Origin of the sequence: Alloprevotella tannerae ATCC 51259, assembly GCF_000159995.1 — a bacterium.
In the GTDB taxonomy this organism is placed as follows: Bacteria; Bacteroidota; Bacteroidia; order Bacteroidales; family Bacteroidaceae; genus Alloprevotella; species Alloprevotella tannerae.
Genome location: NZ_GG700642.1, coordinates 1,353,568 through 1,374,894, shown reverse-complemented (window position 1 = coordinate 1,374,894; position 21,327 = coordinate 1,353,568). Strand labels below are relative to the sequence as shown.

Genomic DNA, 21,327 nt, shown 5'->3' with positions numbered 1-21,327 from the left:
AAAACGCGCTATAAACCGTTGATAATAAGCTAATCTGCGGACGATTTTGAAAGACCAACCCTAAGGGGTTGCATTTTTGCGACGAACTATGGCAGGGTTGTCGCTTCGCTCCAACGCCTGCCCTGCCAAAAGACCAAGCCTTAGGGCTTGCTGTTGCGGGAGTGAGCTTTGCCGGTTTGGGCTTATCTGTGTATTTACACGCCTATATGCGGACGGTTTTGAGAGACCGACCCTAAGGGGTTGCACATTGCGGCGGATTGTGGCAGGGTTGTCGCTTCGCTCCAACGCCTGCCCTGCCAAAAGACCAAGCCTAAGGGCTTGTGGTGCAGGGGTGGGCTTTGGTGGTTTGGGTTTATCTGTGTATTTACACGCCTATATGTGGACGGTTTTGAGAGACCAACCCTAAGGGGTTGCATTTTTGCGGCGAACTATGGCAGGGTTGGCGCTTCGCCCCAACGCCTGCCCTGCCAAAAGACCAAGCCTAAGGGCTTGTATCGCAGGGATGGGCTTTGGTGGTTTGATTTATCAGCATATACAAACGGCTATATGCGGATATTTTGAAAGACCAACCCTAAGGGGTTGCACATTGCGGCGAACTATGGCAGGGTTGTCGCTTCGTTCCAACGCCTGCCCTACCAAAAGACCAAGCCTAAGGGCTTGTTGGGGATGTTTTGCGCGTTTACATTCGAGTTTATAATTGTCTTGGGATCAATAACACGTATGCGTGTCAGATGTTCCGCTTGAAATTATATTGTTTTCGCATAGTTTCGTCCACCAATAACCCCATCGGGGTTAGTCTTTTGGTAGGGCAGTGTTGACGTGCAACGTCAACGCTGTCTCGGATCATAGGTAAATTGACAACCCCATAGGGTTGGTCTTTCAAAAATAAGCGAATGCCCGTCGGCGGAAAGCGTAAAAGACCAAGCCTTGGGGCTTATGAGCTAAGAAATCGTTTAGTTCCTTTAGTTTACTAATCAAAGTGCAGTTGTAGGTACGTATGTGCTTGGCCATTAGACTTATGTGTCTGCGCATAGAATATTTTATTTCTGTTGGTAGGCCACTGATTTCTCATTGCTCTCGCTACACTTTTATATTTTCTCCGCCAACGCTTGCTGCCTCTGTCGCTTGTTTTTTCCGTTTTCAGCCTTGACAAACGTGGTGGAAAGTGTGGCTTCTCGCTAAAAAAGCGCAAATTCTTTGGCTTATCCCCCCTCTTGTGGTAATTTTGCCACAAATCAGAACAATCAAACGAATGGGCTTGACCCGCTATATACGTCCTTTTTTCGCGCAGCGCAAGGCTGCCATAGATCGCTATGCAGAGGCGGCTGAGGAAATCCAACGCCGCGTCCTATCCAAATTGATTCGGACGGCAGAAGATACGGCTTTCGGCCATAGAAATGCTTTTGAAGACATCGACTCCTACGATGATTTCGCCCGACAAGTTAGGGTTAGTACTTACGAAGACTTGAAAGACGACATCGATAAGATGCGCCACGGTGAGCGAGACCTGCTCTGGCCGGGCAAGGTTAAATGGTATGCCAAATCTTCGGGGACAACGAACGACAAGAGTAAGTTTATCCCCGTGACGAAAGCGGGTTTGCACGATACGCACTATGCCGGCGGTCGCGATGCGGTGGTTTTGTATCTCCATAATCATCCCTCGAGCAACTTTTTCTCGGGTCGGGGTTTGATTCTCGGCGGTAGTCACGCGCCCAACTATAATACGCCACACTCCATCGTAGGTGATCTCAGTGCCATCTTGATTGAAAACATCAATCCCTTGGTTAATCTGCTTCGCGTGCCCAATAAGCATACCGCGCTGCTGGCCGATTTTGAAGAGAAGCGCGATCGCATAGCCCGCGAGTCGCTCCATAAAAACATAACAAGCATCAGTGGCGTTCCGTCGTGGATGTTGAGCGTCTTGCAACGCGTCATCGAGTTGTCAGGTAAAGACAATCTTGCCGAAGTGTGGCCCAATCTGGAAGTTTTCTTTCACGGCGGTATCGCTTTCACGCCTTATCGCGAGCTTTACCGGCAATTGCTGCCCACGCCGTCAATGCATTATATGGAGACCTACAATGCCAGTGAAGGCTTCTTTGGATTACAAGATGATCCGAACGATGCTGCGATGCTCTTGATGCTGGATTACGGTGTGTTCTACGAATTTATTCCGCTTGAGGAGGTAGATTCGACCGACCCGACTATACTTCCTTTGTGGGCCATCGAGACCGGGCGCAACTATGCCTTGCTCATTACGACTTCCGGCGGGCTTTGGCGCTATATGATTGGAGATACCGTCAAGTTTACTTCGCGCAATCCTTATAAATTCGTGATTACGGGGCGCACAAAGAGCTTTATCAATGCCTTTGGTGAGGAATTGATCGTAGATAATGCTGAGCGCGGCTTGGCTGAAGCTTGTCGGCAGACCGGCGCCGTCGTAAAAGATTATACCGCCGCGCCGGTTTATATGGACGAGCGTGCGAAATGCCGGCACCAATGGGTGATTGACTTTGCCCGCGAGCCGGATAATCGCGACTATTTCGCGCGCATTCTCGACGAAACTTTGCAACACCTCAATTCCGATTACGAAGCCAAGCGCGACAAGAGTATTACGCTCCAGCCGCTCGAAGTAATCGTAGCCGAACGCGGGCTTTTCGATGAATGGCTACGCAGAAAAGGCAAACTTGGAGGGCAGCATAAAGTGCCGCGTTTAAGCAATAATCGCACCATCATCGACGAAATTCTTCAGCTCAACGCAGAAGTGCTCGCCGAGCGCGCAGCGCGAGGCGGCGGCGATGTAGCAGAATCCTCGCGCAGTTAATTTTCCCATCCTTATGAAGCCCTTTTCGCTCCTCTACTATATAATAATGTGTGCGCTGGTTGCCGCTTGCGCCAATCCCGGTCAAGGGCCTGACGGCGGACCTTATGATGAGACGCCGCCGACTGTCACTTTGCTCTCGCCGCAGATGGGTGAGCGCGACGTCAAGAAGGTAAAAAAGGTCACTTTGGGCTTTAGCGAGGCCATCAAAGTAGAGAATCCGAGCGAAAAGATCGTCGTTTCGCCGCCGCAACACGAGCAGCCGGAGATTAAGATTTCAGGGAAGCGCATCACCGTCGAACTGGTCGATTCGCTGCTTCCAAATACCACTTACACCATCGACTTTTCCGATGCGATCAAGGATGCTACGGAGGGCAACCCTTTGGGCAATTTCACTTATTATTTCTCTACGGGCGAGCTGGTCGATACGATGGAAGTGGCGGGCAATGTGCTCAATGCGGCCGACTTAAATCCGGTCAAAGGCATCTTAGTTGGCTTGCACCACGACTTGTCCGATAGCGCTTTCAGCAAACTACCCTTCGACCGCGTAGCTCGTACAGATGAGCGCGGCCACTTTTCGATTAAGGGCGTGGCGCCCGGCACTTATCGCATCTACGCTTTGAGCGACCGCGACGGAGATTTCAAATACAGTCGTGGCGAAGAAATAGCTTTCAGCGCGCAAGAGATCAAGCCGAGTTCGTTTGCCGATACGCGCAACGATACTTTGTGGGCCGACACCGTGCGCTATGATTCTATTCGTACAATTTCTTATACCCATTATCTGCCCGACGACGTTGTTCTGCTGGCTTTTCGCGGAGCAGATCAGCCCCGCGCACTGCTTAAGACCGTGCGGGCGCGGCCGGAGTCTTTTACTGTCTATTTTACCGCTCCCTCCAAGGAAATTCCGACCGTGCGCGGGCTCAACTTCGATGCAAAAGATGCTTTTATAGAGCAGCGTTCGGCCGGCAACGACACAATTACATATTGGATAAGTCGGCGCGAAGTTGCTGCGATCGACTCGCTGCGTATGCTGTATTCATATATGGCGACTAACGACTCTACCGGCGTCAACGAACTTCGTAGCGACACGCTCGAAATCGTACCCCGCTTGACCAATGCCCGTCTGGCCCAACAGCAGGCGGCGGAAAAGGCGCGCTGGGAAAAAGAATTGGAGCGCCGCCACAAGAAAGGCGATTATTCGCGTGAGCAGCCACCCGTGGCCCATTTGAATTTCAACGAGAAGTTTGAAAGTCCGCTTCCGCCCAATAAGAATATCGATTTTCTGCCCGCAGAGCCGCTCGTCCAAGTCGACACAACGAAGTTTCACCTCTTTCTCCGCGAAGATAGCAACTTGCACGCCGTCCCCTTCATCTTGGAGCGCCGCCAACTGCTGCGCTATACGCTGCTCGGATCGTGGAGACCGGGGCAGCAGTATCGCATCGTCGTCGATTCCGCAGCCGTCGTCGGTCTGAGCGGGTTGGTTAATAAGCCGCTGGAGCGCGATTTCTCCATCGCCAAGGCCGATGAAATGGGCAGTCTGTTTGTTACGCTGACCAACGCCGACTCGACTACCATCGTCCAACTCCTGCAATCGGAAAAGGAAATCGTTCGCCAAGTGCGCGTCGACGCGGGACGGGCCGACTTCTATTATCTGAAGCCCGGCAAATACTTTTTGCGCTGCTTCTTTGACGCAAACGGCAACAACCAATGGGACACCGGCGATTACGAGCAGCGGCGACAGCCCGAGGCTGTCTATTATTATCCGCAGGCCATCGAAGTGCGGGCCAACTGGGATACGGATCAAGCTTGGGACCTCAAGCAATGGGCGCTCACGGCTCAGAAACCCGCCGGCTTGCGTCAAGCTACAAATAAGAACGAACAGCCTTCGGCGCACATGAAGAATCTAAAGCGCAAGGGCGATAAAACTCCAAAGCAATGAGAACATACTTTTTGCGCGCGTTGGCCCTCCTCTGCCTCGCCTGCTCTATCGGCGACCGAGCAGCGGCCCAGTGTTCGAGTGAAAACTCTGCATTCAAGAGTGGCGAGACTTTGGTCTACGACCTCCATTTCAATTGGAAATTCGTGTGGTTCAAGGTGGGCACAGCCACGTTCAATATTACGCAGTCCGTCTATGGCAAGCAAGCCGCCTATCGCACGACGCTGACTACCCGCACCTCGGGCACGGCCGACAAATACTTTACGATGCGCGACCGACTGACGAGTTACACCTCGCTCGACCTTATTCCGCTTTACTATGAAAAGGATGCCTTCGAGGGCAAGACGAAACGCGTAGAGAAAGTATGGTACACTTATCCCGACAACCAAGTGGCGCTCAAGATGTTCTATCAGCGCGACAAGCAGCCCGCGGAGTGGCACAATCACAAAGGGAAATATTGCGCCTATGATATGCTCAGTATGCTCTTGCGCGCACGCTCTTTCGATGGGAGCAAGATGAAAGTGGGCGAGCGCATAAATTTTGTGATGGCCGAAGGGAAACACGCCGAGTGGCGCAGTCTGATCTATCGCGGCAAGAAGAATTTTAAGTTGGACAACCGCACTCTGACTTACCGCTGCTTGGTCTTCTCCTACCTCGAAAAGGAAGGCGGCAAGGAGAAGGAGATTGTCACTTTCTACGTCACGGATGATAAGAACCACCTCCCCGTTCGCATCGATATGAATCTCAATTTCGGTACGGCTAAGGCCTACCTTACGGGCAGTACGGGCGTGCGCAATCCGCAAACCTCTATCATTAAGAAATAAAACTTACCGACTATCGGTCGCCAAGGTGTAACGCCGGCGGCCGATGTTTTGTTTTAGTCGGCCGCGCGTCGACTTTTATAAGGCCAAACACGGCCGACTCATTGTTTGGTGGGAGCAAACGATCGTTTGCCGGCACCAAACGATAGTATGCTCGGGCCAAACGATGGTTTGCTGCCGCCAAACGATAATGGCTCCAGCAGACGACAAGGTCAAAAGCGCTTTTTATATGCAAAAAACAATGGAACGTATGCCGGACAACCAAACATCGAGGCCGCTGCGCTTAGTCATCGACGATAAGATTCCCTACATTTGCGGCGAAGCTGAAAAGATAGGCCGCTGCACGTACTTGCCGGGCGGCAAAATATCGGCTGAGGATGTGCGCGAGGCCGACATCCTGATCGTAAGGACGCGCACGCGCTGCGACAAGCAGTTGCTTGGCGGCTCGTCGGTGCGCTTTATTGCTACGGCAACCATCGGTTATGACCATTTAGATACGACTTATTTGGCCGAGGCCGGCATCAGTTGGGCGAATTGTCCGGGCTGCAACGCCAATAGTGTGGCCCAATACGTGGCTGCCTGCTTGTTGCGCCTCGAAATGGCGGGCCGGTTGACGCTGCGCGAGGCGCGGGTGGGCATCGTCGGGGTGGGCCACGTCGGGCGTGCGGTGGAGCGCGCCGTCAGCGCCTTGGGCTGCACCGTATTGCGCAACGACCCGCCGCGCGCCGAGCACGAGTCGGGTTTTATGACCTTGGCCGAACTTTGGGATGAGGCTGACGTCTTGACTTTCCATACGCCGCTTACTTATGATGGGCCTTACGCTACGTATCATTTGGTCAACGAGGCCTTGCTCTCGCGCTTGCCGGCGCGGCGGCCCGTCCTGATCAATTCGGGGCGCGGCGAGGTGGTGGACAACGCGGCTTTGCTGCGCCACGCTGACAACTTCCGCGCGCTGATTTTGGATACGTGGGAGGGTGAACCGGAGATCAACCGCCAACTTTTGGCGCGCATGTTCATCGGGACGCCTCACATAGCCGGCTATTCGGCCGACGGCAAAGCCAACGGGACGCGTATGGCGCTCGAAGCCGTAGCGCAGCATTTCCGGTTGCCCCTGCAGTTTTGCGTTGCGCCTCCTGAGTTGCCGGAGACTTATGCTTACAACCCGGCAGTGCCACCTCCGTGTGAAGCCTTGCGACGCTATGATCCGCTACGCGACAGCGAGGCGCTCAAAAATAATCCGGAAGCTTTCGAGCGCTTGCGCGGCGCTTATCCGCTTCGGCGCGAATAGGTGCATCGAGGCATAATAGAAGTTGCTAAGGTGAAGTAGGGAAATCTTGCTCAACTATCGGCAAGGTAAAAAAGAAAAGTTCGGCAGCCTTTCCTTATGAAAAAAACGCGGAAGTAAGCGCTTTTTGCTTGCTTCCGCGATGTTGTATAAATTCGTTTAGTCTTCAGTCAACGCGGGGTCGGGGATGGTTTTGACGTAGTAAGTGACCGTAGGAAAGTGGTCAGCATAACCGTTCTGCCAAGTGGAATTGTCGAAGCTGCGCAGCGGATAGCCTTTGCGTTTTCCCTCTTTGATCATCAGATAATCGCGATTGAAGACTTCCGCTTTCCAGAAGCGGAGTGTGTTTTCTGCGTTGTGGATAAAATTATCTGTGATGATTTGCTGATCAAATAAGTTCCAAGCATCTTGGTAACAAAGCGTGCCGATTCCCCTGTCGTAGAGTGGCCACGTCGCATTGAAGAGTCCGCCCACGGGCGTGGACTTCATAGTGCGTGCAGCGCCTAAGACTTTGGCCACGGAGGCATCTTTGGGGTCGTCGTTTAAGTCGCCCATAATAATAACCTTGTTGGCAGGATCAGCTTGCCGTATGCTGTCGGTGATCGTCTTGGCCAATAGCGCAGCGTGAGCACGCATCGGGTCAGATTTGCTGCCGCCGTAGCGTGAGGGCCAGTGGTTGACGATGACGCTTACAGGTTCGCCGCCCAAAATGCCGCTCACCACGAGTTCGTCGCGCGTCTTAAAGTTGGGCTGATCCGGCTTAACATAAGCATAAGGCACAGCCCGCACAATCTTAAACAAGCGCGGATTGTAGAGTAAACCGACATCGATGCCGCGATGGTCGGGCGAATCGAAGTGAATATACTTCAGGCCCATAGATCTTACGGGCTCCGTATTGCAAAGATCTTGCAGAACGCGCGCATTCTCAATCTCGGAAACGCCGATAAAAGCCGGTCCGGAAGGGCAATGGTCGCGCGCCAAATCGCCGATGACTCTGGCGATGTTGTGGAGCTTTTGTTGATATTTTTCCGGCGTCCATAGGTAGGGGCCGTTGGGCAGGAAGTCGTCGTCGCCCTTGTTGTTGGGGTCGTCTTCTGTATCGAAGAGGTTCTCCAGATTGTAGAAGGCGACGGCATATACGGCTGACCGCTGCACCTGCTTGAGTTGCGCTCGAAGCGGTGCTTGCAAGATGAAGGCCAAGAGGCAGAAGAGGACTGCTCGGCGGGAGATAATTTTCATCTTTTCCATTGGAATTGGTTGTTATTGCTTTCGCCTCGCGTGCTTATCAGCACGGCGAGGCGGAAAGTCAGTAGGCCGAAGCCCATCGTTTTATTTCTTACCCGTGAGTTTGATTTCAGCCAGACGCAAGCCCAGTTTGTTCGCCTCGCCAGCCAAGAAATGAAGCTCAGAATTTGCAGCGCCTGAAGCTACCGGCAAGTCGATGGTGACGAGCGTAAACTCGTTTTTGTCAGCCGGACCGACTACGATTTTAGAAGGCGTGGCAAAGGCAACACCGTTAAACGTTCCGGTCATTGCTATCAAGTCCATCTGGTCGCCATCATTGTACAAGTTGGCGTTGAGCTTGTAAGTCAGCGTCAGTTTTTGGTAGCCCGACGTGTCGAAGCCGGCGATCTTGAAGTCGTTGGACTTGCCGGAGGGGAACCAGATGCAGTTGAGGTCGCTCCAGTTGCGGACAGAGAGGGTGGAATTGACGTCGGTGAACGACAGATTCGGATTGCTCCAAGCCGTAAACTTTGAGACGAGCGGCCAGTAGTTGCCTTCCTTAGTCACTTTCGAGTTGCCCATCTTTTCGAAAAAGATAATCGTCTCGTCAGGTGAGGGCGGCGTGACGGGAGGTTCAGTCGGTGCTATGCCGTCAAAGCCAAATACATCTTCGATATTGCGAATCGTGAGTTGCCAAGCGCCGCGGAAGCGACCCAGAACAGCAATGACGTTGCCCGTACCAACGGGGAGTTGCGTGGCAGCGAAGGCCGCGTAGTTGCTGGTGCGGACGGAGATGGTGTTACCATATTCATCGACCAAATCGTGTGCGCCGACGCCTTTCTTTTCTGCGAAGTTGGCCTTGCCGCCTTCCTTGAAATGTATGCCGTTAAGGCGAATAAGCGTGAACTTATTGGCCGCTACATCGTCGCTAAGTTTGGAAATGTCGGTGAACTCTTTGATCTTAAGTGCCGCAGGGTCAGCATAGCCGTTGCGGTGTACGTGCTTCTTGAAATTAACATAAGGCGTGCGGTAGAGCGTACCGGTCGGATAACCCAATTGCTGCTCATCTCCGTAGACGGAAACGCAAAGTCCTTTGAGGCTGATGTAGACTTCTTGGCCCGTAGGGTAGTCGTTGTAGACGTTGCTTTGATCAATGAGGAACGAAATGCCGCCGGTCTCATCTTGAAGTATGATTTGCTTGAAGATGTTGCCGGAGCGATCGTCGCCGCTTACGCGCGCCTTGAGCCAGAGGCTGTCGGCAATCGTCATCGGATTTTCCTGCGTGGCATTAGCATAGCGTGTGCGCAAGTCTTTGATGGTGATCGTTTGTGCGCCGCTGGGCAGCGTAAACGTAGGCTCGTTGAGCGGCGGGAGTTCGTAGGTCTTGTCGCAGGACGCAATGCCCAAGGCGAGGCAGAACGTCAAGAGACCGGCGAAAATCTTATTCAAATGTTGGAACTTAATCATAACTGTATGTTTTTGATGAAAGGCTTAGAACTTGTAGCTCAGGTTGAGGAAGCAGTTGAAGCCTTGCATGTAGAAGTATTTATTGGCGTAAAGGGTGGGGCGATTAAGATCTATGCGCCCTTGCTCGAAGCCGCCCGTGCGGACGTCTTTCTTGTTGAGAATATTGTTGAGTGAGAGGTTGATGTTGAGCGAACGCTTGCGCCCCATATAGATGATTTTGCTGATGGAGAGGTCGAGCGTGCAGCCCGCAGCGAAACGCTCTTGGTGCGTAAACTGCTTGTAGGCTTCGTAATATTGATTGTTCGGCGTCACGGCGGGAATACCTAAGTCGGGGTTGCCGTTATAGCGCGAGGAAACGCGGCGCGAGGGACTCACGTCGATGAAGTTGCGCCCGAAGACGTTAAGGTTAGCGCCGATAAACCAGTATTTGATGAAATAGCGTGCGCCCAAGGTGCCGGCCGCTTGCGGTACGCCGCCTACCATGATGTTGCGCATATATACGCGCTCTTGATCAGCGACGTTGTAGTCGGCTAAGCTGCGACCATTGTCGGCCGAAAACTCTCCGATGGGGTTGTTGGCATAATAATATTGCGCCAAGGTGCCGGCTAAGTCGATCGTCAGGTGCTGGTCGTGCTTGTAGGACATACCAAACTCAATGCCGCGGTGTACTTTGTTGACGCCGGTCATTACTTGGTTGACGAGCGTCACACCATCATAATAATAGGTGCTGCGTTCAGCCAGATCGTAGAAGTTGGTGTTGAAGAGTGAGAAGCGACCTTGCAGCTTGCCGGCAGAGAAAATATAACTCAAATCGGCATGGAACACGCGGCTGCTTTCCAAACCTTTAGGCGTCTGATCGCTATAACGCGAGGAGATGTAGGCATTGTTGGCCAAAGGTGCCATAGAGCCATAGACAAAGTTAGCCTGAAGCAGATGGCGGCCGCTAAACTTATACGTCAAGCCGCCTTTGAGCATCATATCAATAAATGTATGGTGGCGCCCCTTCCCGAAAGAGTTGTTGGGGTGGTGGCCGTTGCGCATTTTGCCGTCGCGGAAGAAGTCGGTATAAGTGAGCTTAACGCCGTAGTAGCCTTCCCAACGACCTTTGTTATACAGATTGTTTAACCAACCCATTACGGAGTTGATGTTGAGTTTGTAATCGTAGTCGAAAATGCCGCCTTTGAACACGCGTCGGTTGGGGCGGTTGAGGTCTTTTTGCGACTGATCTGCGTCGCCGGGGTAATCTGTGTCGGCATACTTGTCGATGTCGAGTACATAGTCGGCGCCAAGTAGGTCGTCTACTTTCTTGTATTGATGAGAGATGGTGTTGCGGGCCGTCAAGCCGCCCGTCAAGGTATATATTCTGCTCAGCTGTGCAGAGATCGTAGTGTTGAAAGTCGTTTCAAACAAATCGCTGCGGCGCTCTTCTACCATATAAATTGCAGCCCCGTTGCCGTTGCGTTTGTTGTTGTAGTTGGCATTCACCATATTGTCCCAATTGACCTGCGTGAAAGCCGGATTTCCTGAGCGCCAAAGCGCTGCGTACTCTTCTGCTGTGGCCTTGTTTCCATTGGCCAAGTAGAAGGAAGGCAGATAGCGATAATAGTCGGGGCGAGGATCAGCGCCGTCAAACCAGTTGAGCGCCGTGTTACCATACTTTCCGAAATGGAAAGACAGACCAGACTTGAGCGTAACTTTGTCGGAGAGTTTGCCGTCGTAAGCTAAAATCGCCGTTGGGTCAATGGCGCGAACCACGCGGGAGTTGCGCTTTTTTCCGTTCTGGTAACCCCAGTTGGCGTTGTAAAGGTTATTGCCCGTCAGGTCGTACACTTCTTGAATGGAGCCGCTTTGCTGACCGCGGACGACGGGAGAACCGAAGGTCGTGAAGGTAAGGCGGTGGCGATCACCGCGGAAGCGCTTCTCGAGGAGCAAGGCATACGCAACGTTTCGATAGAATGTACCTTGAATATTTCCTTCGTCAGAGTAACGTCCGCCTAAGAGCGCCGTCATAGCCCAGCCTTTGGGAGAAAGTCCTGTAGAGTAAGCATACATTCCGCGCAGATAATACGTGCGGTTGGTATAGCTTAGCGTCGCCTGACTTCCTTTCCTGAAGTCGCCGGCACGCATTAATATATTATTAGCCCCCCCAATGTTTCCGAAACCAAAAGATCCCGGTTGCGTATAATTGATTTGGTCGCCGTTACGAGTGAGGATATTCAGCGCCCCGATGGCAGAGAAGTTGAACACGCCCCGAAGTTGATCATTAAAAGGCAAGCCATTGATATACGTATCTTGATACAGGTTCTTATAGCCACGTACCAAGAAGCGCATTGACGAGAGTTGGTAGGCCGCCTTGTTGAGATAGACGTCGTGCGATGTAAGTACCGTCGTTGTAATGTTCTGTGATGCGCCATCGACGCCATCTTCGCCGATGTCGTCTAGCGTTGAAGCGTCGACGACTCCTACCAGGGAAAGGTCCTGCACAAAAGACGAATCGGGCGTAACCGATTGCGCAAGAATGGCAGGAGGAAAGAGCACCATTCCCATTAAGATTTTCCGCTTTTTCATACTTTAAGTTGGAGAAAAAGCGTCTGTCCTCCGGCTTCTTCGCCGTAAGAGGACAGACGCAGAAGAGATTGTTTTTTATTTAATGCCTACGAGCTTAATATCAGCCAAGCGTATGCCGAATGATCCTTTAGGAATATTCGTCTGGAAGTGCAGATCGCCGAGTGCTTCTGTATCATTTGCAGGCAGCTCTACTGTAAACTCGAAATAGGTTTCCTTATCTCCCGGAGCCTTGACTACCTTATCCGGCGTTGAGAATGTAGTGTCGTTAAACTTACCCTTTAGCACGTTGAGATTCATCGTTTCGCCCTCTTTGTAGACGCCGCCGTTCACCTTATAAATAAGCTTAAATTTCTTATAACCATTGGATGGAATCTGGCCAATGTGGAAATCACAGTTGTTCTTTGTTGAAAACCAAATGCAATTCTTGTTGGCGTGGTGGCGTACAGACAAATTCTTGTTGACGTCCTCAAAAGTCAGCGTCGGGTTACTCCAGCCTGTGAAGTCTTTAAGGTTTGGCCAATATTTACCAACCTTTTTAATGGGTGTCGTGCCCAAAGTTTCCTCGAAGATTACTACTTCCTGCTCGCCCGGTTGCGGTTGTTCGCCTTGCTTGAAGTCTACATTTACTTCGCCACCTGCTACTTCCGTCCAGTCAGCAATCGTTGCTGCGCCAAAGCTTACGTCCATCGTGCTCGGTGAGCCGCCTTTCGTGAGTTTTACGGGGATAACCACCTTCGTTCCGGCTCCAAGAGTGCTCACAGAGAGCGCCTTTTCTACGCTCACACCGTTAAGCGTGAAGACCAACTTTCCGCTCGTCGTTGCCGCAGGCAGAACGATAGCCGCTGCCGTCGTACCTGTAGCGTTTACGTTCATAGCGATGTTTGCCGTAGCAGCATCTGCCGTAAGCTCGCCCTTATTGAGGTCAAATTTACCCGTAGCCGGCGTGCCTTTTAACGTAACGCTCAAGCCTGCCGTCGAAGGAATTGTTGCGTCTGCCGTAATATTGAGCACGATTTGCGTGAGCTTGTGCGTGAAGCCCAAGTTTACATCGCCGCTTGCGGACGTTTTGTTTTTCGCATTGTCAGCATAGAGCAAGTCGATAGCCGGCAAGTTGCTTTGGTTGCTCACGTTTATGTCATACGTTCCGCTTGCTGCCGAAGCCGCATAAGGATAGTAAGCCACAAAGTCTACTGCAGAGTTGTCCGAAGGATAAGCCAAAGCCTCCGAAGCCGTAGCTGCAGTCAAGTTGCCGCGATCATCAGCCACATACTTCACGTTAGCCTTCTTCATCGTCGCACCCTGCTTCATAAAGATGCCGACTTGATCGCCGTTAGCCCAAGCCGTGCCGCTTGCGCGTACTGCCTTTTGGCCGGCGATGTAAGAAGAAAATTTCACTTTAGAGCCATTGCCCCATTCACTGTTCTCGTTCAGGTTGGTGCAAGACGTCAAAGCCGCAAGGCCGAGTCCGATTACTGCCAACCGATTCAAAATTAAGCTTTTCATATCAGGTAACATTATTGTTTTAAAGACTAATTCCATTTGCTTTTGTCATACGCCTGCTTATCCTGCTCCCTAATCATGGGGAAGAAGACAAAGCCCGTCATCCGTTCGAGTTCAGCTACGGAAAGCGTGTGATTCATATACGATTCCCCGTTTGGATAAGCCCTGTTGTCGAGCTTAAATGCGATCGTTTGAGCTTCTCCCGTAGCGCGGTTGATGCGGCAGAGCGCCTTGAAGTAGTATTTGGGTACGGCAATCTGCTTGCCGTCGTTGTCTTGTGTGTAACTAATTGTCGTGTTCTCCGGCGTTGTCGGCATAGCACCCGTCACGACATAAAGCGTATCAATATTTGAAGACCATCCGCGCACAGCTGTTTCCAACTTCTGCCAGATATGCTGATTCATACCCCTACCGATCTGCGGCGTCATGTTGGTATAGTAGAACGTTTGTTCGTTAGCTTCTCTCGTCACTAAGCGGTCTGCACTCGGTATCTGGTGTCCGCGATCAAAGCCGACAAGTCCGCGCTTCATCGTAGCCTGTTCTTCGCTGCTCAGAGACGGATCATAAGCCCAAGCATTCGTGCGTTTAACGTTCTTTGCTGTATAATAATTACACAAGGGGTAAGCTACCCAATAGGCCATCTTTAGCTGCGTATCATACAACATACTGTAGCTCCTTACCTGCTTGCCGTTGTCCGAGAAATAATGAGAAATATATTTGTAATCCTTTAATTGCTGCGCAGTGATCGTAGGCGTCTCCGTCCAGTGCGTATACGTAGGTGTCGGCGTCTCCGTCGAACCTAAGTTTTTCACGCTGATTTTCTTCGTATACTTATCGCCTTGCTTTAAGTTCTTGTTTGCATCGAGCGTTATCTGCTTAGTTGTTCCGTCGGTCGCCGTGATTGTCACCGTTATGTCGCGTTGGCCCGGCAAGATGAAAGCCGTGGCCGTCAAGAGCGTGCCGGCGCTCGTTGCGTTCATTGCGATCGTTCCCCGATCCGCAGCTATTTGTGAGAATGTGCCAGTATTCAGATCAAAAGTTGCGCGTAGCGGTTGGTCGTTCAAGGCTACCTTCACTCCCGTCAGTTGCTTGTTGTCTGCCGACTTGATAGTCAACTCTACGCGCACCAATTGGTGGCGGAAATTCAAGCGCACGATGTTTGATGACTGGCTAAAGCCCTTTGCATCGTTTGCATAAAGCAAATCAATCGTGGAGGGACGCCTCTGATCAGTCAGATCTACGGCATAAGTGTAATTGTCCAAACTACCGGTGTAGGGATAATAGGCAATGAAATCTACCGCTGAACCATCAGCGGGAAATTTCAGTCCGCCGGCAGTCGGTGTAAACGTGCCGTTGCCCGTCGTCGTGGTGTAGACCACGTTATCTCCGCCGCCCACGATGCCGGAAGCATCAAGCCCGGTCCCGTTTTTCACCATAAAGACGCCTATTTTATCTCCGGCATCCCAAGTCGTATTCATCACTCTTTGCGCTACGCCCGTTTCAAACGTAATATCGGTGCGCTCAGTGGCAAGTGTTTCATCGGAAGAACAGCTACCCAACGTGATCAATAGGGTCAGCAGTCCGTAAGCTGTGAATAATCGCTTATACATCGTCTCCTTAATCTTATTATTACACTCATGCAGCCACCCACTCTCTAAAAAAGTGGCTGACGTCTTATTTAGTCTTGCAAATGTACAGATATGTTTTCGATTTTCCTATTTTTTTACAGAATAAAAGACTAAAATTTTTTATTATTGACGTAGTGCAAAATGCTAACACTTATAAAATTCGCCGAAAAAGCGCTGCAAACAGGTGCTTTTTCGGGCTTATTTTGTTAATTCTGCTCAGCAATCGGAGCGAATGCTCTTGTCTCGCGCCGATAAGCCCTTCTGCTCGAAAGCGGCCGGCCGCAGTGGGCGGTGCGCGTCTTTGAAAATGACGGCTTGTAAGTCTTCATCTGCCCACGTTTGACGCGATTGGTCGAGGTTTGCTCCCACCAAACGATGGTTTGTTCCCATCAAACGATAGTTTGCTCCCACCAAATAGTGGTTTGCTCTCGCCAAACGAAAAGGTCGCCTATCATTGAGCGTGGCGGGGCGGCATATTTTGTCGTCGAAAGCCGCCGTCGTTGGTGGCGCTTCAATCAAAAGCGCCGCGCCGAGGCTCATAGGTGGGCGGTAGTTTAGCACAGCGTTTTTCAAGCAGACTGGCGGTCAGCCCCAAGCCGGCGCGCCGCCGCCATCATACAAAAAGCGCCGAGCAGGGCCTTGATGTGCCTTGCTCGACGCAAAGGGGTCGACTCGTCGGAGTCGATTATTTTTTTAAGATTGTGGGGAAGCGGAAACTGAACTTGCGCTTTGGGTTGATCTTGTTGCCTAACATTTGGATGTCATCTTCATCTACGATGATACGAGCTGTGCGTGCTTCCAATACGAGCTGACCTTTCCCGGGGAAATAAAAGACCATGTTGTCGAAAGTAGGCCTTTCGAAGACGACAAGCACCTTGTGTGTCAATTTTCCCTGGGTCACGGTGAAGTTTAATTCGGCCATTTGAAATTGCATCGGGTAGTAAGCTTGATTAGCCGCGTACATCGTGTACTTAATCTTCATTGGTAGCGTATTGATACCGCTCGCCGCTGCCGTGCCGCCGCCGAAAATAGTGTCGACCATCGGACCTACGGGCACACGGTCAATGTTGATTTCTTTATCTGTCACAGTGGCTAAAGCCGCGGTGCGGATGGTGTCGCGCTTATTCCCGATAGAGACCATACCCACTTGGCCGCTGTAGTTGCCTTTTATGCTTTGGCGTACGCTATCCGGAACTTTCGGTTCATTGGTTTCGCAAGCCGTCAGTAAGAAACCGAAGAGCATAAGTAAAGGTAGGAAGATTGTTGCTTTTTTCATATATCTGATTTTTTAATTACGCAATATTCGCTATAAAAATCGAAACAGCCAAACAGATGCGTCGTTTTTTTGCGTGTAAGATTCGTCTGCTGATTCATAATTTTCCACCCCGCAGCGAGCAAATTTCCATCCTGCGGCGCGCCTATAAACTTCTACGCCTACAACATTCGATTGTAATCATACACATTATATATATCGTGCGCGCGAGATACAAACTGCCGAGCGGAGACCGCAAAGCAGCCTCCGCTCGGACAAATTAAAATATTGCTTTGTCGGATATTTTACTTCAGCAAGCGCGCTTCCAGTTTCTCCAACATATCTTTCGTCATCGAATCGAGGTCATATTGCGGATTCCAATCCCACTCTTGGCGAGCGCAAGAGTCATCTAAACTGTTGGGCCAGCTATCTGCGATGCTTTGCTTCAAAGGATCTACCTCGTAAACCATTTCAAATTGCGGGCGATACTTCTTGATCGTCGTGTAAATCGCTTCCGGATCGAAACTCATGCTGGCAATGTTGAAGCCATTGTAGTGTACGAGGCGAGCAGGATCAGCTTCCATCAGCTGCACGCAAGCATTGAGCGCATCAGGCATATACATCATATCCATCATGGTGCCTTTGCCGATCGGGCAAACAAACTTCTCGCCGCGCACAGCACTGTAATAAATGTCGACAGCGTAGTCTGTCGTGCCGCCACCCGGAGGCGTTACGTTGGAGATCAAACCCGGGAAGCGTACGCTGCGCGTGTCTGTGCCGTACTTGCGATGATAATAATCGCTAAGCAACTCTGTCGTCACCTTGCTCACACCGTAAATCGTGCGGGGTCGTTGTATGGTATCCTGCGGCGTACTGTCGGCCGGTGTTTCCGGACCAAACGAACCGATAGAGCTGGGCGTGAAGACCGCGCAATTGTTTTCGCGCGCCACTTCTAAGACTTTCAGCAGCCCATCGATGCCGATTTTCCACGCCAGCAGCGGTTTGCGCTCCGCTACGACGGAAAGCAGCGCCGCCAAGTTGTAAATCGCGTCGATATTGTATTGCTTCACAACGGCAGCAATAGCTTCGCCGTCCGTTACGTCGCACAATGCCGACGGTCCGCTTTCTAAAAGAATGCCCGTAGGTTCTTGTCCTGTAATGTAACCTGCGACTACGTGATCATTACCGTAAATGCTGCGCAGTTTCATTGTCAGCTCTGAGCCGATTTGGCCCGTAGAGCCAATGACAAGGATATTTTTCATATCAAGGAAATTAAGAGTTAAATTAAAGTTGTTGCAAAGTAACGTTTTTTTTTCAAGATTTCATAGCACCAACTTGATAAATTCGATAAAAAGAACTTACTTTGTGCTGTGGTTAGCGCGATTTTCGGCTGAGATGGTAGCAGTTTCTGCTCTTTTCAGGCTGATTGAAGGCTTTGCCGTATAAGATTGCGTAGACTGAAATCTGTTGTCATGACTATATTCATTTAATACTATACACAAATGTACGGAGAATTTCAAAAGCACCTGCAAGCTCAGTTGCAGGAGATCAAAGATGCAGGTCTCTACAAGAGTGAACGTATCATCGAAAGCCCGCAAGCAGCGGCGATCAACGTAGCCGGCAAGGAGGTGATCAACTTCTGCGCCAACAACTACCTCGGACTCTCCAACCATCCTCGACTTATTCAAGCTGCCAAGGACATGATGGACAAGCGCGGCTATGGTATGTCGTCCGTGCGCTTCATCTGCGGCACGATGGACGGACATAAAACGCTCGAAGACGCTATTTCCGACTACTTCAAGACGGAAGATACCATCCTCTACGCAGCTTGCTTCGACGCGAACGGCGGCGTGTTTGAACCGCTTTTGACGAAAGATGATGCCATCATATCCGACGCCCTCAACCACGCATCCATCATCGACGGCGTTCGTCTCTGCAAGGCGCAGCGCTATCGTTATGCCAACGCTGATATGGAAGATCTTGAGCGCTGCTTGAAAGAGGCGCAAGCGCAACGCTTCCGCATCATCTGTACTGACGGTGTTTTCTCTATGGATGGCAATGTAGCACCATTAGATAAGATCTGCGATTTAGCAGAGAAATATAACGCGCTCGTAATGGTCGACGAGAGCCACTCAGCCGGCGTTGTCGGCGCAACGGGTCACGGCGTCAGCGAATTTTTCAAGACTTACGGCCGCGTAGACATCTACACCGGCACGCTCGGTAAGGCTTTTGGCGGTGCAATGGGCGGTTTCACGACAGGCCGCAAGGAGATTATCGACATCTTGCGCCAACGCAGTCGTCCGTATCTCTTCTCCAACAGCGTTGCGCCCGCAATTGTCGGCGCTGCTATCGAAACGTTCAAGATGTTGGGCGAGAGCAACGAAATCCACGACCGTTTGGTAGAAAACGTAGAATACTTCCGCGACAAGATGATGGCTGCCGGCTTCGACATCAAGCCGACACAGAGCGCCATCTGCGCCGTGATGCTCTACGATGCTCCGCTTTCGCAGAAATATGCTGCCAAACTCCAAGAGGAGGGTATATACGTGACGGGCTTCTACTATCCTGTCGTTCCGAAGGGCGAGGCTCGCATCCGCGTGCAATTGAGTGCCGGCCATACGCGTGAGCAACTCGACAAGTGCATCGCAGCCTTCATCAAGGTGGGCAAGGAATTGGGTGTTTTGAAATAAACCTCAAATTGATAAAGTAGGAGCGGGCTGACCCCTTGGTGGGCGGCCCGCTTTTTTCGGCCCTTTTGCCGATGCTTCGCTCGCACACTTGGTCGGCGAGGTGGCTTGGGGTTGAGGGCGATGATGGGCTACGAATGACGAATCGTTGGCCATAAGTGCATCGAGCATCGACTTTTGGCGGCCGTTGCATTGGGTGCGGAGGTTTGCGCTCGTGAGGTGAAACCTTTTTTATCGTGAGATGACACCTTTTTTCTCACGAGCGCAAACCTTTTTTATCGTGAGCGAAAAGGTGCGACGTCGGATGTCGGCCTTGTATTCATAGGCTGTGGGCAGAGCAAATGCAAGGTGTTTGCAGGCGTATCTTAACCTAAATAAGTAGAAGAATGGGCTGACGGCAAACGCTGCGAGCCGGAGGCGACGCCCTGCGCACGGATGAGGCCGCGAAGGTCGATCGGCCGCTTGCCGGAGAAGAAGAGAAAAGTCCCGCCCTCAACAAGAGAGGACGAGACTTTCACAAATAGAGAATAGATAATGAAATGTGTCAAACCGATAATATGTATCTCTACGTTCTCATTCTGTCTTCAAAGGCCGAGAGGGCAGCTTTCGCGCCTTCGCCCATTGCGATGACGATTTGTTTGTAGGGCACGCTCGAAACGTCGCCGGCTGCATAGACGCCGGGGAGGGAGGTGCGGCAGTATTCGTCGATCTTTATCTCACGGCGCGGCGTTGTTTCCAGGCTGTCGGCAAAGGGACCGCTGTTGGGCATCAGACCTATTTGTACGAAAATGCCGTCCAGATCGATGGTTTTCTCCTCGCCGTTGGTGCGGTCTGCGATGCGGATCGCCGTGACCTTGTCGCCGTCGCCGATGACCTGCTTCGTCTCGGTAGAGAGATAGACATCGACGTTGGGCAGCTGTTTGAGCTTTTCCTGCAACACGGTGTCGGCCTTCAGCGTGTCGAGAAACTCGAGCACGGTGACGTGTCGGCAGATGCCGGCCAAGTCGATGGCAGCCTCGATGCCGGAGTTGCCGCCACCCACTACGGCCACGTCTTTTCCTTTATAGAACGGGCCATCGCAATGTGGGCAGAAATGCACCCCGTGGCCGATGTATTTGGCTTCGTCGTCGACGTTAAGTCTTCGCCAATTGGCGCCCGTTGCGATAATAACGGCCGGAGCGAAGAATTTTTCTTGTCCTCCTACTTCGACACTCTTCTCCTTGCCTTCCAGCGAAAGGCTTTGATAAGTTCTGTTTTCGAAGATGTCGATGCCGTAAGCGTCCATATGTTTGCGCAAATCGGATGCCAGCGTTTCGCCGGTGGTGCGTGTCACGGAAATGAGGTTCTCGATAGCCGTCGTCTCCTTTACTTGTCCGCCGATGCGTTGCGCTACGACTGCCACTTTCAGCCCCTTTCGAGCCGAATAGATGGCGGCTGAAGCGCCGGCCGGACCTCCGCCTAAGACGAGGAGATCATAATGGTGCTCGATGGGTTGCGCGTCGGCATCTTCCGCCTCACCAACCGTCTCACTCAGTTTTTCGAGTAGTTCGCCCAGATTGCCGCGCCCGCTGTGGAGGAGTTTGCCGTCCAAATATACGGCCGGCACGCCTTGAATGGCGAGCTTGTCGACCTCTTCTTGATACAGGGCGCCGTCGACCATTTCGTGCTCGATGGCCGGATTGAGCAAAGCCATCACGTTGAGGGCCTGCACAACGTCGGGGCAGTTGGTACACGTGAGCGATACGTAAGTCGTCAGGCGAACGGGGCCTTGCAAAGCCTTGATGCGGCGCGCGGTGCTCTCATCGGGGAGATTCTTGCCCTGTCCGTCGGCATTGAGCACGGCGAGGAGGAGCGACGTAAATTCGTGCCCGTTGGGGATGCCGCGAAAGCGGATGCCCGTCTCTTGCCCGTCGAGCAAAATCGAAAAAAGACTTTGCTGCGTCTGCGCCTCTTCAAAGGTGCAGTCGATGTGATCAGAAACGGCAGCTACGTCTTCCAAGAAAGCGCGCAAATCTGCATTCTCCGGTCGGCCCGTAGCCAACGTCGCGCGAAACGTAATATGATGAGCGAGCGTAGAAAAAATACCTCGCAATTGTTGTATGATACCTGCTTCCAGCATAATGAAAAGTCTTTTTTTGAGA

Annotated in this window: 15 protein-coding genes; 5 read left to right on the top strand and 10 right to left on the bottom strand. The window is 51.7% G+C overall.

Annotation, left to right across the window (positions count from 1 at the left end; genetic code table 11):
* Positions 1-1,252 precede the first annotated feature (1,252 nt).
* From GCWU000325_RS05820 to GCWU000325_RS05805, 4 genes are all read left to right on the top strand, one after another.
* Positions 1,253-2,821 (top strand): GH3 auxin-responsive promoter family protein, encoded by a 1,569-nt coding sequence (locus GCWU000325_RS05820; protein WP_040598997.1) that lies wholly within the window; start codon positions 1,253-1,255, stop codon positions 2,819-2,821.
* Positions 2,822-2,834: 13 nt separating this feature from the next.
* A complete protein-coding gene (locus GCWU000325_RS05815; protein WP_006255326.1) occupies positions 2,835-4,757 on the top strand; it encodes an Ig-like domain-containing protein in 1,923 nt (640 codons plus the stop codon).
* Positions 4,754-5,578, top strand: a complete 825-nt coding sequence (locus tag GCWU000325_RS05810) for a DUF3108 domain-containing protein (protein ID WP_006255324.1) — start codon at positions 4,754-4,756, stop codon at positions 5,576-5,578. Before GCWU000325_RS05815 ends, GCWU000325_RS05810 begins: the two co-directional genes overlap by 4 nt.
* 274 nt (positions 5,579-5,852) lie before the next feature.
* Positions 5,853-6,863 (top strand): 4-phosphoerythronate dehydrogenase, encoded by a 1,011-nt coding sequence (locus tag GCWU000325_RS05805; protein ID WP_040599385.1) that lies wholly within the window; start codon positions 5,853-5,855, stop codon positions 6,861-6,863.
* Between the two features lie 156 nt (positions 6,864-7,019).
* Here GCWU000325_RS05805 and GCWU000325_RS05800 read toward each other — a convergent pair whose 3' ends face one another.
* The 8 genes from GCWU000325_RS05800 to GCWU000325_RS05765 form a co-directional block, all read right to left on the bottom strand.
* Complete coding sequence (locus GCWU000325_RS05800) at positions 7,020-8,108, bottom strand: endonuclease/exonuclease/phosphatase family protein (RefSeq protein ID WP_006255322.1); 1,089 nt, start codon at positions 8,106-8,108, stop codon at positions 7,020-7,022.
* 81 nt (positions 8,109-8,189) lie between these two features.
* Positions 8,190-9,551, bottom strand: a complete 1,362-nt coding sequence (locus GCWU000325_RS10995; protein ID WP_006255321.1) for a DUF5689 domain-containing protein — start codon at positions 9,549-9,551, stop codon at positions 8,190-8,192.
* 24 nt (positions 9,552-9,575) lie between these two features.
* Complete coding sequence (locus GCWU000325_RS05790; RefSeq protein WP_006255320.1) at positions 9,576-12,119, bottom strand: TonB-dependent receptor; 2,544 nt, start codon at positions 12,117-12,119, stop codon at positions 9,576-9,578.
* Between the two features lie 75 nt (positions 12,120-12,194).
* Positions 12,195-13,622 (bottom strand): fimbrillin family protein, encoded by a 1,428-nt coding sequence (locus GCWU000325_RS05785; RefSeq protein WP_050756608.1) that lies wholly within the window; start codon positions 13,620-13,622, stop codon positions 12,195-12,197.
* A gap of 26 nt (positions 13,623-13,648) precedes the next feature.
* Complete coding sequence (locus tag GCWU000325_RS10990; RefSeq protein ID WP_006255318.1) at positions 13,649-15,229, bottom strand: fimbrillin family protein; 1,581 nt, start codon at positions 15,227-15,229, stop codon at positions 13,649-13,651.
* Positions 15,230-15,463: 234 nt separating this feature from the next.
* The gene (locus GCWU000325_RS05775; RefSeq protein WP_154646589.1) at positions 15,464-15,808 is read right to left on the bottom strand and encodes a hypothetical protein; all 345 of its coding nucleotides are present in this window, start codon (positions 15,806-15,808) and stop codon (positions 15,464-15,466) included.
* A gap of 124 nt (positions 15,809-15,932) precedes the next feature.
* On the bottom strand, positions 15,933-16,523 hold the full coding sequence (locus GCWU000325_RS05770; protein ID WP_006255316.1) for a DUF4840 domain-containing protein: 591 nt from the start codon (positions 16,521-16,523) through the stop codon (positions 15,933-15,935).
* Positions 16,524-16,804: 281 nt separating this feature from the next.
* On the bottom strand, positions 16,805-17,761 hold the full coding sequence (locus tag GCWU000325_RS05765) for an NAD-dependent epimerase/dehydratase family protein (RefSeq protein ID WP_006255314.1): 957 nt from the start codon (positions 17,759-17,761) through the stop codon (positions 16,805-16,807).
* 240 nt (positions 17,762-18,001) lie between these two features.
* On the opposite strand from GCWU000325_RS05765, the gene kbl reads away from it, so the two are divergent.
* The gene (gene kbl, locus GCWU000325_RS05760; RefSeq protein ID WP_006255312.1) at positions 18,002-19,189 is read left to right on the top strand and encodes a glycine C-acetyltransferase; all 1,188 of its coding nucleotides are present in this window, start codon (positions 18,002-18,004) and stop codon (positions 19,187-19,189) included.
* A gap of 362 nt (positions 19,190-19,551) precedes the next feature.
* Here kbl and GCWU000325_RS11980 read toward each other — a convergent pair whose 3' ends face one another.
* Positions 19,552-19,734, bottom strand: coding sequence for a hypothetical protein (locus tag GCWU000325_RS11980; RefSeq protein WP_154646588.1), 183 nt, complete (start codon positions 19,732-19,734; stop codon positions 19,552-19,554).
* Between the two features lie 17 nt (positions 19,735-19,751).
* Positions 19,752-21,305 (bottom strand): alkyl hydroperoxide reductase subunit F, encoded by a 1,554-nt coding sequence (gene ahpF / locus GCWU000325_RS05755; RefSeq protein WP_006255309.1) that lies wholly within the window; start codon positions 21,303-21,305, stop codon positions 19,752-19,754.
* Positions 21,306-21,327 lie beyond the last annotated feature (22 nt).

What these genes read in the sequence shown, in the direction of transcription:
- GCWU000325_RS05820 (WP_040598997.1), top strand. Translation starts at nt 1,253, where the DNA reads ATGGGCTTGACCCGCTATATACGTCCTTTTTTCGCGCAGCGCAAGGCT.
- GCWU000325_RS05815 (WP_006255326.1), top strand. Translation starts at nt 2,835, where the DNA reads ATGAAGCCCTTTTCGCTCCTCTACTATATAATAATGTGTGCGCTGGTT.
- GCWU000325_RS05810 (WP_006255324.1), top strand. Translation starts at nt 4,754, where the DNA reads ATGAGAACATACTTTTTGCGCGCGTTGGCCCTCCTCTGCCTCGCCTGC.
- GCWU000325_RS05800 (WP_006255322.1), bottom strand. Translation starts at nt 8,108, where the DNA reads ATGGAAAAGATGAAAATTATCTCCCGCCGAGCAGTCCTCTTCTGCCTC.
- GCWU000325_RS10995 (WP_006255321.1), bottom strand. Translation starts at nt 9,551, where the DNA reads ATGATTAAGTTCCAACATTTGAATAAGATTTTCGCCGGTCTCTTGACG.
- GCWU000325_RS05790 (WP_006255320.1), bottom strand. Translation starts at nt 12,119, where the DNA reads ATGAAAAAGCGGAAAATCTTAATGGGAATGGTGCTCTTTCCTCCTGCC.
- GCWU000325_RS05785 (WP_050756608.1), bottom strand. Translation starts at nt 13,622, where the DNA reads ATGAAAAGCTTAATTTTGAATCGGTTGGCAGTAATCGGACTCGGCCTT.
- GCWU000325_RS10990 (WP_006255318.1), bottom strand. Translation starts at nt 15,229, where the DNA reads ATGTATAAGCGATTATTCACAGCTTACGGACTGCTGACCCTATTGATC.
- GCWU000325_RS05770 (WP_006255316.1), bottom strand. Translation starts at nt 16,523, where the DNA reads ATGAAAAAAGCAACAATCTTCCTACCTTTACTTATGCTCTTCGGTTTC.
- GCWU000325_RS05765 (WP_006255314.1), bottom strand. Translation starts at nt 17,761, where the DNA reads ATGAAAAATATCCTTGTCATTGGCTCTACGGGCCAAATCGGCTCAGAG.
- kbl (WP_006255312.1), top strand. Translation starts at nt 18,002, where the DNA reads ATGTACGGAGAATTTCAAAAGCACCTGCAAGCTCAGTTGCAGGAGATC.
- ahpF (WP_006255309.1), bottom strand. Translation starts at nt 21,305, where the DNA reads ATGCTGGAAGCAGGTATCATACAACAATTGCGAGGTATTTTTTCTACG.